The 16266-nt window shown below is 29.0% G+C and carries 13 protein-coding genes; 1 reads left to right on the top strand and 12 read right to left on the bottom strand.

From position 1 onward, the window contains the following. Positions 1 to 163: 163 nt before the first annotated feature. The 6 genes from E6248_RS05445 to E6248_RS05420 all read right to left on the bottom strand — a co-directional run bounded on the left by E6248_RS05445 (position 164) and on the right by E6248_RS05420 (position 6872). Positions 164 to 1792 (bottom strand): cell shape-determining protein, encoded by a 1629-nt coding sequence (locus E6248_RS05445; protein WP_316339799.1) that lies wholly within the window; start codon positions 1790 to 1792, stop codon positions 164 to 166. A 440-nt stretch (positions 1793 to 2232) separates the two neighbouring features. Then, complete coding sequence (locus E6248_RS05440; RefSeq protein WP_316339798.1) at positions 2233 to 3195, bottom strand: calcium/sodium antiporter; 963 nt, start codon at positions 3193 to 3195, stop codon at positions 2233 to 2235. Positions 3196 to 3262: 67 nt separating this feature from the next. Next, positions 3263 to 3937 carry a deoxyribose-phosphate aldolase gene (gene deoC / locus E6248_RS05435; RefSeq protein ID WP_316339797.1) on the bottom strand — a complete coding sequence of 225 codons (675 nt, stop codon included), beginning with the start codon at positions 3935 to 3937 and terminating at the stop codon, positions 3263 to 3265. 79 nt (positions 3938 to 4016) lie between these two features. Next, positions 4017 to 5063 carry a DNA polymerase IV gene (locus E6248_RS05430; RefSeq protein WP_316339796.1) on the bottom strand — a complete coding sequence of 349 codons (1047 nt, stop codon included), beginning with the start codon at positions 5061 to 5063 and terminating at the stop codon, positions 4017 to 4019. 11 nt (positions 5064 to 5074) lie between these two features. Next, positions 5075 to 6022 (bottom strand): DUF4003 family protein, encoded by a 948-nt coding sequence (locus tag E6248_RS05425; protein WP_316339795.1) that lies wholly within the window; start codon positions 6020 to 6022, stop codon positions 5075 to 5077. Between the two features lie 172 nt (positions 6023 to 6194). After that, on the bottom strand, positions 6195 to 6872 hold the full coding sequence (locus tag E6248_RS05420; RefSeq protein ID WP_316339794.1) for a hypothetical protein: 678 nt from the start codon (positions 6870 to 6872) through the stop codon (positions 6195 to 6197). A gap of 455 nt (positions 6873 to 7327) precedes the next feature. On the opposite strand from E6248_RS05420, the gene E6248_RS05415 reads away from it, so the two are divergent. Then, a complete protein-coding gene (locus tag E6248_RS05415; RefSeq protein ID WP_316339793.1) occupies positions 7328 to 7744 on the top strand; it encodes a hypothetical protein in 417 nt (138 codons plus the stop codon). Positions 7745 to 7975: 231 nt separating this feature from the next. On the opposite strand, the gene thiI is transcribed toward E6248_RS05415, so the two are convergent. The 6 genes from thiI to E6248_RS05385 form a co-directional block, all read right to left on the bottom strand. Further along, a complete protein-coding gene (gene thiI, locus E6248_RS05410; RefSeq protein WP_316339791.1) occupies positions 7976 to 9130 on the bottom strand; it encodes a tRNA uracil 4-sulfurtransferase ThiI in 1155 nt (384 codons plus the stop codon). Next, entirely contained in the window at positions 9127 to 10272 is a 1146-nt protein-coding gene (locus E6248_RS05405; RefSeq protein ID WP_316339790.1) for a cysteine desulfurase family protein, read from the bottom strand. The genes thiI and E6248_RS05405 overlap by 4 nt, the downstream gene beginning before the upstream one ends. A 301-nt stretch (positions 10273 to 10573) precedes the next feature. Then, the gene (locus tag E6248_RS05400; RefSeq protein WP_316339789.1) at positions 10574 to 11011 is read right to left on the bottom strand and encodes an ACT domain-containing protein; all 438 of its coding nucleotides are present in this window, start codon (positions 11009 to 11011) and stop codon (positions 10574 to 10576) included. Next, positions 11001 to 11906 carry a homoserine kinase gene (gene thrB / locus E6248_RS05395; RefSeq protein ID WP_316339788.1) on the bottom strand — a complete coding sequence of 302 codons (906 nt, stop codon included), beginning with the start codon at positions 11904 to 11906 and terminating at the stop codon, positions 11001 to 11003. The genes E6248_RS05400 and thrB overlap by 11 nt, the downstream gene beginning before the upstream one ends. Then, on the bottom strand, positions 11899 to 13368 hold the full coding sequence (thrC, locus tag E6248_RS05390) for a threonine synthase (protein WP_316339787.1): 1470 nt from the start codon (positions 13366 to 13368) through the stop codon (positions 11899 to 11901). Before thrC ends, thrB begins: the two co-directional genes overlap by 8 nt. 358 nt (positions 13369 to 13726) lie before the next feature. Continuing rightward, positions 13727 to 16266: calcium-translocating P-type ATPase, PMCA-type (locus tag E6248_RS05385; RefSeq protein ID WP_316339786.1), on the bottom strand; the 2540-nt coding region annotated here is incomplete at its 5' end.

Raw genomic sequence — 16266 nt, 5'->3', positions numbered from 1 at the left:
ATACTTAGCTTTTTCTGAAAATAATGTCAAAATTATAAATCTACTAGATACTAAAGAAATAAATTATAAAGGTGAGCTAACTTTTTATAAAGTATTAGCTCACCTTTAATTTAGTATTTTATTAATTTATTACTTAAATATTTATCATTACTTTTTAAAAGTGTTATTGTGTTTTCTCCGTTTCTTTTAAACTTAAATTTTCAAAGGAATTAGCTATTATATACTTTCCTTCTCCAACTTTAATATATTTTAATAATACTTTATCAGAAACTTTACTTAACGCTACTTCTCTTGATGTTTCAGTTGAAACAGTAAATATATTTTCATTATCTTTTATTTTTATATCATAAATACTTGTTCCATCCTTAACTACAAGTCCTATTCTCTCAATTTCACCTTCTAAAGTCTCTTCACTATTACTACCTTCTAAAGAAATATTAGTATTAGTTAATCCTTCTAAATATTTATTTAATGTAGCTTGAAGAGAATCACCTACACCAACCACGTTATAATTTTTAACATTAACCATAGCATATTGTTTAACCAATCCATTTGAATCCTTTAGAGTCATGAAATATGTTGGTTCATTTTGAATATTTATTAAATAAGGTAATGTTGCTTTATATCCATATTGTTGAACCTTACCTTCAGCAGATCTCATACTTGCAGTTTCAGTAGCCCCTGATGTTTTATACATGCTAGTTTCACCAGTTCTTGTATCTGTTAATGTAAATCCTACTAATCCTTCATCATTACCTACAGAAGTAATCCCTGTAAAGTAATAGCATTTATCATCATTATAAATTAAATTCATACCTTCTGTAACCTTTAACTTATCTTTATCACTAAAATTAAAGATTCCATGTACAAGTTCTCCCCATTTTTCTATATAATTATTTATATATCTTTTAGGTTGAATTCTATCTATCCACTTTGGTGCATTTTCTATATCATAAACTTCTGACTCACCACTTTGAGCATCTAAAACTAATACTCCTGTAGCTTTTGACTCAGCAAAGCCTATAGCAGTATCATATCTAGTAATTACCCAATATGGTCTTCCTTCATCGTCTAATTCAAATGTAAAATCTGTATGTCCAGCCTTCATATCTCTAAAATATGAGGCTCTATCTAAATCACTAAGAAGATATGAAGATTCTAAATATTTAATTTTTAATGGTTCTCCATTAATTTCAGTTACTAATTGAACATCACTTTCATTAGTGGCACTAACCTTTATATATCCAGTCGTACCATCCATATTACTTAGCCACTTAAAGAAAGAAGTATGCTCTAATGGTGCAACATAATATAGTTGTCCATTTACATTTTGCATAGCTAATTCACCAATTGTTACTTGGCTTCCTAAGCTAGGAATTTCTCCAAGCTTTTTATCTGCTAATTTATATGCTACATCCTGATCTATTATTGGAAGTTGTTTTAAATCTATATGATTTATTTCATTACTAAATTCAATACTTTCTACTTCTCCAACAAGATTTCTATGAGCCTTATAACTTACAATTGGACTAAATACTATTAATGCAATTATATATAGTAGTGCTACGAATAATGCTGCCCCGCCATATTTTTTATTCAAGGTTAGAGTTGCATAAATACCTGTTACAATAACAAAAATTCCTACAATATAAAATGTACTTAAACTAAAATCAAATATTAACTTACTATTTAATGCTAATACTAATGCGGAAATTATATAAGCTAAAAATAAAGCGCTAATATATTTCTTAAATGATGATTTCTTAGATCCAAAATCCCTTATATTATCCATTTATATCCCCCTGACTTTTATATAGTTCGTATTATATATAATATAGTATTTTATACCTCTTGTAAAGTTATTTTACCATATTTAACATAATATTCATAATTTAGAAATTCCCATTATAAATACATAAAAAAAGTTGAATAAGAAATCTTTAAAAGACTTCTTATTCAACTTATATTAAGTAATTCTTAAAAAATCACTTTCTTATTTTCCCCATTGGTTATTAGTAGCTGTTTTTTCAGCTCCATGAGATTTATGCTTCTTATCTTTACAATCAGCATTATTCTTGTTCTTAGCCATATTTACCACCTCCTACAGTACATTTATATTTTGTCCTTTTATAAAAATATAATGCTGTAAAAAAGTAGTTCTATATCCACTAAGTAAAACTTATAAATAATTTAATTATCTAATAATCTTTCTTAATCTCAATTTATTTTTAGTTAGTTTCTATATATTATAAATACCATATAACAAATATAAAGTAAAACTAATACTAAACCTTCTATCTTACCTAAAGAAAGCTTCTCTTTTTTTCCTGTGAACATAAATATTCCTAAAACTATAGATATAAAAATTAAAAATATCATATCTACTATAAGAGAACTACTCACTAATATTGGATTTATAAGTGAAGAAACACCTAAAATTAATAATATATTGAAAATATTAGATCCTAAAACATTTCCTATAGCTATGTCATTTTCTCCTTTTATAGCTGCAATTATTGATGTAACAAGTTCAGGTAATGAAGTACCCATAGCAACTATAGTTAAACCAACAAGTTTATCACTTAATCCAAAGGAATAAGCTATGCTACTAGAAGAATTAACTACTAAGTTTCCCCCAACTACTATTCCTATTATTCCAATAATTATTTTTACAATTGATGCTCCTATTTTATAGTCATTGCTATCCTCTTCTTCTTCCTCTTCTACATCACTATTTTTAGCAGTTTTTATTAGGTAAAAAGTATATATTATACAACCTATTAATAAAATAATTCCTGAAAGTCTTGTTAATTCAGCTTCTTTATTAAAAAGAGTTCTTCCAAAAGTTAATATTAGTAATCCTAATGATACTACTATATTAACTAAATAATCCTTAAACATTGTTGATTTTTTAATAAGTATTGGCATTATAATAGCTGTTATCCCTAAAACCATTAATGTATTAAAAATATTAGATCCAAGAACATTTCCAATGGCAATTCCATTGCTTCCTTCCATTGAAGATATTAAACTTACTGCAAGTTCTGGTGCACTAGTACCAAGGGATACTATTGTAAGTCCAACAATTATTGATGGTATTTTAAATTTCTTTGCAATATTTGAAGCAGCATCTACAAAAATATCTGCTCCTTTTATTAGTAGTATAAATCCTAGTATCAAAATAATATAATCCATTTTCTTCTCCTTTGTTTTTCCCCAAAGTAAAGGGCTGTCGCGTAAACAGCCCCATTAAAGTTTATTATTAGTATGTTGAATTACTTTTAGTTCCTTCACATATTGCAATAGAAGCTGAAGCACCTATTCTACTAGCTCCATTTTCTATCATAAGCTCTGCATCTTCTAAGCTTCTTACTCCACCAGAAGCCTTAACTCCTAATTCTTCCCCTACTGTTTCTCTCATAAGCTTAATGTCTTTAGCAGTAGCTCCACCAGTACTAAATCCTGTAGAAGTTTTTACAAAGTCTGCACCAGCTTCTTTTGATAATTTACATGCAGTTACTTTTTCTTCATCATTTAAAAGACAAGTTTCAATAATAACCTTTGTTAATGCCTTACCTTTTGCTACATTTACAACTGCTTCTATGTCTTTTTTAACATAAGTTAAGTTTCCTTCTTTTAGCTTCCCTACATTAATAACCATATCTACTTCAGTAGCACCTTTTTTTATTACATCTTCTGTTTCAAAAGCCTTTACTTCAGTCGTAGTTGCTCCTAAAGGAAATCCTATAACTGTACAAACCTTTACATCACTACCTTTTAATATTTCAGTTGCTTTTTCTACCATAGAAGGATTAATACAAACTGATGCAAAGTTATATTCTAAAGCTTCCTTGCAAAGTTTTTCTACTTCCTTTTCAGTAGCCTCCGGCTTTAATATAGTGTGATCTATCATTTTTGCTAATTCATTTTTATTCATTTAAGAATCTCCTCTCAAAACTTTATTTATAATTCCAAATATTAATTATATAAGAAAATTAAACATAATTAAAGTAATTTTAAAATAAAGTTAACTGTTCTATAGTATTTTCTTTAAAGGATGATATTGTAAGTCCTATTAATCTAATGTTTTCTATAATATTCTCATTTTCAACTATTTCTTCACAGGTACTATATATTTCATTAAAATCATTAGTGTAATAATTTAAAGTTTTACTTCTAGTATGATTTACAAAACTTTCAGTTTTATATTTAACAGTTATAGTTTTCCCATAAATATTTTTATTTATTAAGTAATTACTTATTTCTTTTGAAAATCCCTTTAAGTAAGCTAATAATTCCTCTTTATCATTTGTATCTGACTTTAATGTAGTTTCTTTTCCAAAGGATTTCCTATCACGAACTGCTACTACTTCTCTATTATCTATACCACGAATTCTATCGTAAATTTCAAGTCCGTATTTACCTAGATATTCTATATAAAACTCTTTAGGCATTTCATATAAGTCTTTTACTATAAAAATACCCATATTGTTTAATTTTTCAACTGATTTCTTTCCTAATCCATAAATTTTTGAAATTGGAAAAGGCATAAGTAAATCGGGCATCATTTCCTTATCTATTATCATTATTCCATTAGGTTTATTCCAATCAGAAGCAAGTTTTGCTAAAAATTTATTATATGAAATTCCAACTGAAATAGTTAATCCCACTTCTTTAAGAACTCTATACTTTATATATTTTGCTGCTTCAAGTCCACTCTTAAACTTACAATCAGTAATATCTAAATAGGCCTCATCTATAGATAAAGGTTCTATAATTGATGTAACATCTTTTAAAATATTAAATACTTTATTAGAAATCTCCTTATACCTATAAAACCTAGTTCTAACAAAGATACCATGAGGGCATAATTTTCTCGCAATAAATACAGGCATAGCAGAATGTACTCCATACTTTCTAGCCTCATAAGAGCATGTAGAAACTACTCCTCTTTCACTAACTCCACCAACTATAACTGGCTTTCCTCTTAGTGCCTTATTATCAAGCTGTTCTACAGATGCAAAAAAAGCATCCATATCTACATGTAAAATTATCCTTTCCATCACTTCTCCCTTTAGGCCAAAGCTTCTGCAAACATTCCTTTATTTTTAGATTTAATAAAACTATATACACCTTGAGCCAATAACTCATCTATATAATTTCTATTATCTCCTATTGTGTTAAATGATATAATTGAAATAGCTATAATTGTTCTAAATCCCTTATCCATGTAGTATTCATATTCACTTTCCTCTTCGCAAAGAGTTTCCACTACATCTTCTATTAGATCTATACTCTTTCTCATATCTCTATTAGATAACACACCTAATAGAGGTAAAAACTGCTGAGCTATCTTTATATCTCTTTTCTCCATTTGTAATATGAACTCCATGGTCTTATACATATGACCTGAAGATCCATTTAACATAATAGCATTAGTTAAGCTTTGTATTCCATTTTTTGATTTAATATTTAAATTAGTTATATTATTATATATTGTTTCTATAAATTCATCAATTGTTGTAATATCTATATCATTTAAAGCCCATAATGCACATACAAGATAATCATCTTCTCCAGTGATATTATAATATTTTTCTTTTAATAATATAAATACATCTTTCATTTTTCTTGAAATTTTATGCTTGTCTATTCCTTTTCCATACTTAGCTATTACAAAGGATGTTAATACTAAATAATCACACTCATTAAAACCTTCTTCTGTAAGTAACTCCATAATTTCGTATATATCATTAATAATATTCTCTTCTTCATTTTCTAAAGCTATTAATAAAGATAAAATATATAATGTTTCTCCCCTAAAAGGTGATACTCTTGATGATGTGTCTTTAATATATCTTCTGATTTCCCTTACCTTCTCAAAAGGTATGTCTTTGTTATTATGCGCAAAGACTAATGAAGCAAGATGGTTTATTAAGTCACCATCATTTCTTAATTTTACCTTTGCACTTCTGTAGTTTTCAATTGTCAGATCTATTCTGTCTTTGAGAAGTTTATCCATATTAATACTCCCTCACTTTACTTTATGAATATTAAATCCTAAGTCTATTATACTATATTTTATGTGTCAGTATTATAACAAATTAATAACAATTCATTTAAGAAAATAAATTAGCCAAGGTAAGCTTTACTTATCTTGGCCCTTTTTACTTATCCTTTGTTTTTTTCAAAGGTTAGCAGCAACAGAATAATAATGCTAAGGCAGCTAATCCAAAGAATCCCCCTCCACCAAAGCCGCATCCTCCACCAAAGCCGCCTCCGCCGAATCCGCAACCGCAGCCATTAAATCCACAACCTCCTCTAAAGCCACATCCTGAATTGCATCGTGGTGCAAAACAACTACCATTTTTATCAAAGATAAATATTAACCTTACAGTTCTATCATTATCTTCTAAGAAGATTTGTGGAAATTCACATAAAAATTGTGATAATGCAGGGCTAAAGGATCTAACTATGATAGCAAATTCTTGTTCTCTAGACATTGAGGAAACGCTATTACAGCAGCTTGAATCATTAAACTTACTACCTTCATCATTAAAACTGAAATTATCAAAGCCTTCATTAAAATTGTCGAAATCATCATTATTAAAAGCTGAATTATTAAAATCTCTACATGGATTTCTTCTTATAATTCTAATAGGACTAGATAATACTACTACATTGTTACATGGTAAAGCTGGTGGACATAATACTCCTTCGCAACCTGTCACTATAATATTTATCTTAATCCCATCACCACAGATACATTTAGGTAAATTTCTTCTTATTTCAATACCTATACATTTATCTGCACAAATTACTAGGTTATATTCATTACACATGCTGTTAACCCTTTGTAAGCAAACCTTCATTAGTAAATCCTCCTTTTTTTATCTAAAGTGTATTTACTATATCCTATGAATGAGCCTAAATATATTCTCTTAAAAAAATAATTTTGAATAAAAAATATTAATTCCCTAATATTAAAATAGGATACGATAATTAGTATTCTCTAGATATTATGAAAAAAGAATTGGTCTTTTAGTAGGTCCATTCCTTTTTAATAATTTTATATTATTTAATTTTCTTAATATTTTTATAAACTCTAATAAATCTATGCTCAAAGCTTTCTACATACCCCTTTGTCTTTAACTCTTTACTTAATATGTAGAGTTCTTTAAATTTCTGACTACGACGGAGACGAAGCAAATTATACTTAATCATAATATTTTAAATTTTTGTTTTATAAATATTTTACTTATGTTATAATAACCTTGATATTATAATTGTTATATACAATATTTCTTAATATAAAGGAGTTTTAATTATGGGTTTAAAAGATAAAGTAAGTAAATATTTTACTGATGCATATATGCAAAAGTATGGAGATAGAATGACTAGTACTGCTGGTACTGTTTTATCTGTTAAAGTTGAAGAAAAGAACATATTAGGCATTTTCAGAAAAATAGATGCCATGATATTACTTAAGCCAGATGCAGGCAAGGGTGTAGTTAAAACTCAATATAAAGTAAGAAAGTGGTTTAAAAAGCCAACTTTTATAGATGTGAAGCAAGGTCATAAAGTTATTATTATGGGAATTGAAGGTGAAAAAGGTAAGGCTGATTCTGACATAATCACTATTTCAAACATTTTAAATTTAACTACTAAAAAAGACCTACACCCATTTGATCATAGCCAAATAAAGAAAGCTAGACAACAAGCAACTAAAATGAGAACTAGATAAGAATTAAAGAATGAAAAAATTAAAGAATGAATTAATGAAAAAATTAAAGAATGAATTTAAAAACTCCTGCGGAGTTTTTAAATAAAGAGGTTGCCTCACGGCAACCTCTTTATTTTATTGTGATTTTGAAAAAATCACTTCCATAATTTTTTCATTATTCCATTAACTCTTCATTTCTCAGCAATTGGGAACAAATTGCATCCCCAACTGCTAATTATTAATTGTTAATTGCTAATTGAAAACAACTACTTCTGTTTCTTCTAAAGCTTTATTAACTAATTCATCTATATTTAATACTTCTTCAGATTTTCTTATTAATTCTAATCTTGGTTTAGTCTTTGGATGTTTTGGAACAAATATAGTACAACAATCTTCATATGGAAGTATTGATGTTTCATAAGTATCTATTTCTCTAGCTATATCCATTATATCTGTTTTATCCATTGCAATTAATGGTCTAAATACTGGTCTATCTGCACAGTCATTACTTACAACTAAGCCTTCCATAGTTTGGCTAGCAACTTGACCTACACTTTCTCCAGTTGCAACTGAATGTATATTATACTTATCTGCTAAAGCACATGCTACTCTCATCATAAATCTTCTCATTATAATAGTTAGCTCATCTTCTCTACATCCATTAATAATTGCCATTTGTATTTCAGTAAAAGGTACAATATGAAGGTTAACTCTTTCAGTGTAATTTGATAATATCTTAGCTAAATCCTTAACCTTATCCTTTGCTCTTTCTGAAGTGTAAGGATGGCTATGGTAATAAACACAGTGTAATTCTACTCCTCTTCTAGCCATTAAATAACCTGCTACAGGAGAATCTATACCCCCAGATAACATAAGCATTGTACTTCCATTAATTCCATAAGGAAGTCCACCAACCCCTTTAATCTTATCCTTTGTTGTATAAATATATGCCTTATCTCTTATTTCTATATTTACTAGACATTCTGGATTTTTAACCTTTACTTCAAGTCCATTCATATTATAAACTACAAAAGCTCCAACTTCTTTAGAAGTTTCTAAAGAATTCTTAGGGAATGCCTTATTAGCTCTATTTGTTTCAATTTTAAAATTCTTTGGATTAGCTTCTCTAACTTTATTTAAAGCTTCTTCCTTAATTGCTTGCATATCTCTTTCTACTTCTGTAACTATGCATACTTCAGCCACGCCAAAAACTTTTCTTACTCTTTCAGTAGCTTCTTCAATATTTTCAGCTTTGATAAAATATCTACCTTGATCTGAAATTAAAGAATATTCTATTCCCTTTAGCTTCTTTTTAATATTCTCTCTTAATTTCTTTTCAAACTTATTTCTATTTAATCCCTTTAAAAATATTTCAGATGCGTACTTAACTAATATTAGTTGATTCATTTTTTTACTCTCCTTAAAAATCTTAATGAGTTTTTTAAAACTTCTACAGTTTTATCTATTTCTTCTTTAGTATTAAACTTTGAGAATGAGAATCTTATAGCACTTTCAACTTCACCTTTGCTTAACCCTAAAGCTTTAATAACATAACTACCTTGCACAGAACTAGTTTTTGAAGTACATGCAGAACCAGTAGCCACAAATATATTATTTTCTTCAAGTAAATGAAGTAACACTTCGGCACGAACTCCAGTAAAAGATACATTTAATATATAAGGTGTAAAGTCATCACTTAATGGACTATTAATTCTAATATTATCAATCTCACTAAGTCTATTTATCATGTATTCTTTTAATTCATTAACTTTTTTATAACTATCATTAATATTTTCCATAGTTATTTCTGCTGCTTTATGAAATCCTATAATACCAGGAACGTTTTGAGTTCCACCTCTTACTCCACCTTCTTGACTTCCTCCATGTATTAATGGATTTAATACTAAGCCTTTTTTAATATATACAAATCCAACGCCCTTTGGCCCATGAATCTTATGTGAAGAGGCTGTAAGCATATCTATATTCATCTTTTTCACGTCTATATTCAACTTACCAAAGGATTGTACAGCATCTACATGAAATCTTGCTCTACTTGATTTTTCTTTAATTACCTTGCCGATTTCCACTAAATATTGTACTGAACCCATTTCATTATTAACATGCATAATTGAAACTAAAACTGTTTCCTTTGTTATAGAATTTTTTATATCATCTATAGAAACTTTACCATTGCTATCTACATTTAAATATGTAACTTTTACTCCATTCTTTTCAAGATCTTTATATGTCATTAAAACAGAATGATGCTCAAAAACAGTTGTAATTATATGATGTCCTGGTTTAGCTAGTCCCTTTATTATTAAATTATTACTTTCACTTCCACCTGAAGTAAAGTATATTTCTTCCTTAGATGCATTTATACATTTCCCTATAAACTCCCTAGCCTCATTTATCTTCTTTTCAGATTTTATTCCAAGACCATGAAGTGAAGATGGATTACCATAATACTCTTCCATTCCTCTAGCAATTTCATCTATTACTTCTTTATAAGGTTTTGTAGTTGCACTATTGTCTAAATAAATATCCAAAGTTAGTCCTCCTACTATTAATTTAAATAGCATATACAATTGATTTTAAAAATACTATATCAAATTTCAATAAATAAATAAAGTTTTTTCTAAGAATAATTAGAGGCTGCCATAAGACAGCCTCTAATTTGCAAGATCTAAAACTTTTATCCCAGCGCTACCATTGCTAACACTCCCACCTCCTATAAGTGGGAGATAAGCACTGCTAAACGCCTGGATTAGTTCTTCTAATCTTCAGATGGAGTAGGGTATTCCTATTAAGAAAACTCCATCTGAAGATAAGAATCACTTTATAAGGAGATTACTCCATAGCTACGAATTCAACACTTTCAACATCTTTTAGCTTTGATAAGCCATCCATTAAGGTAGTTAAATCACCATTAATAGATGAAATGTTAATAGTTAAACTCACATTAGCTTTTTTATTCATAGGGATTCCTTGATTTATAGTAATTATACTTCCACCTACTTCATAAATATAATTTAAAATACAAGAAAGTACTCCCTTATTATCATTTATCATCATATTTAATGTTACTTTTTGACCTACTTCTGTTTCAGCAAGCTCAAAAACAGTTTCTTTATACTTATAGTAAACACTTCTACTTATATTTACTGTTTTAGCTGCTTCAGTAACATCCTTTACTTTACCTTCCTTCAGTAATCTTTTAGCATCAACTACTTTTTCATAAACATCAGGAAGAGATCTTTTATCTACAATTAGAAAATTACCTTTCATTAGTACCACCTTTAAATACTGTTGCCCCCAAGTTATCTATAGATAGTTCCTTAATGCTCCAAGGAATATTCTCATCCTTGATAAAAGTATTAAGCTTTTCTAAAAATTCTTTATTGTCATTTTTAATAATTGCCATTATAGTTGGTCCTGCCCCACTTAAAAAACAACATAAAGCATTTAAATCCATACATTTATTATATACTAAATTATAATTTTTTATTAATGGACTTCTATACTTTTCATGTAATGCATCTTTACAACAATACTTCAAAAGATCGAATTTACCACTAATAAAACTAGAAATCATCAATGATACCCTACTAACATTATAAACAGCATCTTTAAAGTTTACCTGAGCTGGTAGTACCTCTCTAGATAAAGATGTAGATAGTTCAAATTCAGGAATTAAAGCAATAAAGCTTAAACCTTCTTTAATATTAATTTTATTATAATATACTTCCCCATCTTCAACTACTGACACTATCATATCTCCAAAGAATGCTGGTGCAATATTATCTGGATGACCTTCAATTTCTACCCCAAGTTTAAAAAGTTCTTCTATACTTAAAGGATTATTCATTATGGCATTTGCACCTAATAGTCCTGCAACTATACAAGTCGAGCTTGAACCAAGCCCCCTTGATATAGGTATATTTTCGTTTACTAACCTAATTTTTAATCCTCTAGGCTTATAATTACACTTTTCAAAACATAATTCCATGGCTTTATAAACTATATTATCTGTATTAGAAAATCCCTCTTTGAAACCATAAAAGTTTATGCCCTCATTTACTTCATAAAATTCAAATTCATTATATAAATTAAAAGCTATACCTAAGGAATCAAATCCTGGTCCTATATTTGCAGATGTTGCAGGTACTTTTACTCTAAACATTAGGTTCTTCCTTTAAATACTTTAAAAGTGCATCTTTAAGTGCATTTCCTTCTGACTTAAAGTTATGAAGAACTTCCTTTTTATCTAAATCCTTTAAGTTATTTGGTATAGAAACCTTACAAAATTCATTTAACTTTTTAATAACTTCAAAATCATCTAATCCTTCAACATCAATTCCTAAAGCTCTAGCTATACTTCTAGGGAACTTATATGGACTTGCTGTTGATGAAATTAAATATTCTGTAGTATCATTAGTTACCCTTTGATACTTTTCTAATACAACATGTCCTACTGCCGTATGTGTATCAATTAAATAGCCCTCTTTTTCATATAAATCCCTTATTGCCTTATAAACCTCATCTGTGCTAGCACTGTCTCCATAAAAGTCCTTTAAGAAATCTTTTATATTACTACTAACTTCATATACGCCCTTTTCATTTAAATCCTTCATTAAGGATTTAATTATATTTTCATCCCTACCACTAGCTTCAAATAATAATCTTTCTAAATTAGATGAAACTAAAATATCCATTGAAGGTGATTCAGTTAAGATAAGTTCTCTCCTCTTATCATATACACCTTCATTAAAGAAATCAGCGAGTACTTTGTTTTCATTAGATGCACATATAAATTTAGCAATAGGAAGCCCCATTTCCTTTGCATAATATGAAGCAAGTATGTTACCAAAGTTGCCAGTAGGTACTACTACATTTATTTTATCCCCTAATTTTATTTTTTGCTTATTGACTAATTGAAAATATCCATAAAAATAATAAATAATTTGTGGTACTAATCTACCAATATTTATTGAATTTGCAGAAGATAATCTAAAGCCCCTTTGTAATAGATCTTCTTTAAATTCATTATCCGCAAATATTTCTTTTACTCCTCTTTGAGCATCATCAAAGTTTCCATTAATCCCAATAACTCTAACATTTGCTCCTTCCTGAGTAACCATTTGCTTTTCTTGAACTGCACTAACCCCATCATTTGGATAATAAACCATTACCCTAAAACCATCTACATCCCTAAAACCTTCTAAAGCTGCCTTACCTGTATCCCCTGAAGTAGCAGCAAGTATTACTATTTCTTCCTTAACCTTAAGTTTCTTTTTAGATAAACTCATTATTTGTGGTAAGAATAATAATGCAGCATCTTTAAATGCAGAGGTTGGTCCATGATAAAGCTCTAAGAAATTTTTCTCTTCTATAACTTTAAACCTATTAGTATAGGCCTTATTTATTGCAGATTTAATTTCTTCGTCAGTAAAATCCGTAAAGAACTCCTTAATTACTTCAAAGGAAATTTCCTCATAAGTCATATTAGACTTATCTTTTACCTTATTGAAAAGGTTAGGAAAACTTAAAGGTACATATAGCCCGCCATCTTTAGATATACCATTTATAATTGCTTCTGATGAAGTAATAGCCTTTTCTCCTCCTCTGGTACTTGTAAACCTCATAAAATCACCCCAAATCTTGGTTTATTTCCCTTGAAAAATATATTACCATGTTTGCTCACCAAATACAAGTGTTTTTATTTTGAATACACTTTTAATTTTTAATGTAAACATTTAACACTTGTAATATTCTAATTTTTCTATTTTTCTTCTTATAAAATTTACTTATGGCTATTTAAAGGTAAACTCTAAAAAGTGATTTTCATTTTTTAAACTCACTTTTTTACTCTACATTCTTAATTGTTCATCATCAGTAATTACTATTAAATAAATAAAAAGAAGCTATTTTATACAAACAGCTTCCTTAAAACTTAAAATTCGAAATTAATACTTATCGATGTAATTCTTCATTGTGCTCGCACTATTTCCCTTTGCTCTTAATAAATAAGTAAACACTATTGATTAAGAATATTACACCTGAATAAAATAATACAATTCCCCATTGGCCTATTCCTAAAGCTACTGTATTAAATACATCAGCTAAAAATGGTATATAAAGTATTCCACAAACCATAGTTATCGAAACTAAAACTGCTCCTACTAAATATGGATTTGTAAATAATTTTATTTCGAAGATTGAATGTCTTTCAGATCTACATTCAAATACATGTAAGAGTTGAGACATTACTAATGTAGTAAGTGCTAATGTTCTACAGGTTGCTAAATCCATTCCATATAATCTTCCTGTCATAAAAGCCATTAATGTACAAATACCAATTAAACATCCCCTTACAAGTATCTTAGACCATAAACCACGAGCAAATATGCTTTCTCCCTTTTCTCTTGGTTGTTGCATCATTATATCTTTATCTGCTGGATCAACCCCTAAGGCTATAGCTGGAAGGCCATCTGTAGCTAAATTTACAAATAATATTTGAATAGGTGTTAATGGATTAGGTAAATAGAAAATTGATGCAAGGAACATAGTCAAAACTTCTCCTAGGTTACAAGATAATAAATATCTAATAAACTTTCTTATATTATCGTAAATAATTCTTCCCTCTTCTACTGCAGAAACTATTGTCTTAAAGTTATCATCCATAAGTACCATAGATGCAGCTTCTTTAGTAACATCAGTTCCTGATATGCCCATTGCCACACCAATGTCAGCTTCCTTAATAGCTGGTGCATCATTTACTCCATCACCAGTCATAGCAACTATATTATTTTGCTTTTTAAATGCCTTTACAATTCTTAGCTTATGATGTGGTGAAACTCTTGCAAATACTCTAACATTCATTACTTTCTTCTCTAATTCTGCATCACTAAGCTTTTCAATTTCTTCACCAGTAATACCTTGATCATCAGTGTTACAAATATTAATAGACTTTGCAATAGCTAAAGCTGTATTTTTATGATCACCAGTAATCATCACTGGCTTTATTCCAGCAAGTTTACACTTTAATACTGCATCTCTAACTTCAACTCTAGGAGGATCTATACTCCCAGCAACTCCTAAGAAAATAAGATCTTTTTCTAAGGAATCATTTCTAACTAATCCTTCTTCCTTATAAGCTGCAGCAATACATCTTAAGGCCCTATTAGACATTACTTCTATATATGAAGCTAATTGTCTTCTCTTTTGAGCTGTTAAAGGCTTAATAGTTCCATTTTCTAAAATATAGCTACATTTATCAATTACTCTCTCAGGAGCTCCTTTCATGTAGCAAACTTCCTTTGATCCTTCTCTTACTATTACACTCATCATCTTTCTATTTGAATCAAAAGGAATGTCAAAAACTCTTTGTACCCTTGAAACATATCCTTTAAGTAAATTAACATCCTTAAAGAATGCTTTTACTAATGCAGTTTCTGTAGGGTCACCATGAAGAGCCTTATCTATGTTTTTAATTTTAAAATCATAATTGCAATCGTTGCAATAAACTAATGCTTTAGCTAAACTTGTACTACTATCTACATTCTCCTTATCTAAATCATAAATCCTACCATTAATATATATTTCCTTAACCGTCATCTTATTTTGAGTAAGGGTACCTGTCTTATCAGAACATATTACAGATGTACACCCTAAAGTTTCAACAGCTGGAAGTTTTCTAACTAGTGCATTTTTCTTTAGCATCCTTGATACACCTAAAGCTAAGGCAACAGTTACAATTGCTGCAAGTCCTTCTGGAATAGCTGCAACTGCTAATGAAACTCCAAGAAGAAACATTTCTGAGACTTCATTTCCTCTTAATATTCCAAGAACCGTAACTACTGCACAAATTCCTAAGCATAAAATTACTAAAATCTTACCTAATGAATCTAACCTTTCTCTTAAAGGTGATTTTTCTTCTTCTATATTATCTAAAAGATTTGCTATCTTACCCATTTCTGTTTGCATACCAATACTATCTACAAACAAAATTCCTCTTCCTTTTAATATAGTTGTTCCCATAAAACCTTGATTTTTTCCTTTTCTATAGTCCTTCGATACCCCAACTGATTCTCCAGTTAATAGGGACTCATCTACCATTAAACTAGAAGCTTCAATAAAGGTTCCATCAGCAGGAATCCTATCTCCAGCCTCTAAAATAATCATATCTCCAATAGTTATATAAATAGAGTTAATTACTTTAAGTGCTCCATCTCTAAGAACCTTACAACTAGGTGCTGCTAATTCCTTAAGGGCCTCAAGGGACTTTTCTGTTCTATATTCTTGAACAAACCCCATAATAGCATTAACAACTACTATAATTAATATAGTAACTGCATCAGCTAAATCTCCCATAAGGCCTGATATTATTGTTGCAGCTATTAATACCCAAACTATAAAGTCATTAAATTGTGATAAAAATATTACTATTGGTGATGATTTTTTCTTATGGGATATTTCGTTTAATCCATAAGATTTTTGTCTTTCTTCAGCCTTTTTTGTAGATAATCCTCTCGATATTTCTC

It is taken from the genome of Clostridium sp. (assembly GCF_032552055.1).
Classification (GTDB): Bacteria; Bacillota; Clostridia; order Clostridiales; family Clostridiaceae; genus Clostridium.
This window is presented reverse-complemented; position numbering and strand designations above follow the sequence as displayed.

Bases quoted from the DNA above. Each gene is read 5' to 3' on its own strand.
- E6248_RS05445 (WP_316339799.1), bottom strand. From the start codon at position 1,792: ATGGATAATATAAGGGATTTTGGATCTAAGAAATCATCATTTAAGAAA.
- E6248_RS05440 (WP_316339798.1), bottom strand. From the start codon at position 3,195: ATGGATTATATTATTTTGATACTAGGATTTATACTACTAATAAAAGGA.
- deoC (WP_316339797.1), bottom strand. From the start codon at position 3,937: ATGAATAAAAATGAATTAGCAAAAATGATAGATCACACTATATTAAAG.
- E6248_RS05430 (WP_316339796.1), bottom strand. From the start codon at position 5,063: ATGGAAAGGATAATTTTACATGTAGATATGGATGCTTTTTTTGCATCT.
- E6248_RS05425 (WP_316339795.1), bottom strand. From the start codon at position 6,022: ATGGATAAACTTCTCAAAGACAGAATAGATCTGACAATTGAAAACTAC.
- E6248_RS05420 (WP_316339794.1), bottom strand. From the start codon at position 6,872: ATGAAGGTTTGCTTACAAAGGGTTAACAGCATGTGTAATGAATATAAC.
- E6248_RS05415 (WP_316339793.1), top strand. From the start codon at position 7,328: ATGGGTTTAAAAGATAAAGTAAGTAAATATTTTACTGATGCATATATG.
- thiI (WP_316339791.1), bottom strand. From the start codon at position 9,130: ATGAATCAACTAATATTAGTTAAGTACGCATCTGAAATATTTTTAAAG.
- E6248_RS05400 (WP_316339789.1), bottom strand. From the start codon at position 11,011: ATGAAAGGTAATTTTCTAATTGTAGATAAAAGATCTCTTCCTGATGTT.
- thrB (WP_316339788.1), bottom strand. From the start codon at position 11,906: ATGTTTAGAGTAAAAGTACCTGCAACATCTGCAAATATAGGACCAGGA.
- thrC (WP_316339787.1), bottom strand. From the start codon at position 13,368: ATGAGGTTTACAAGTACCAGAGGAGGAGAAAAGGCTATTACTTCATCA.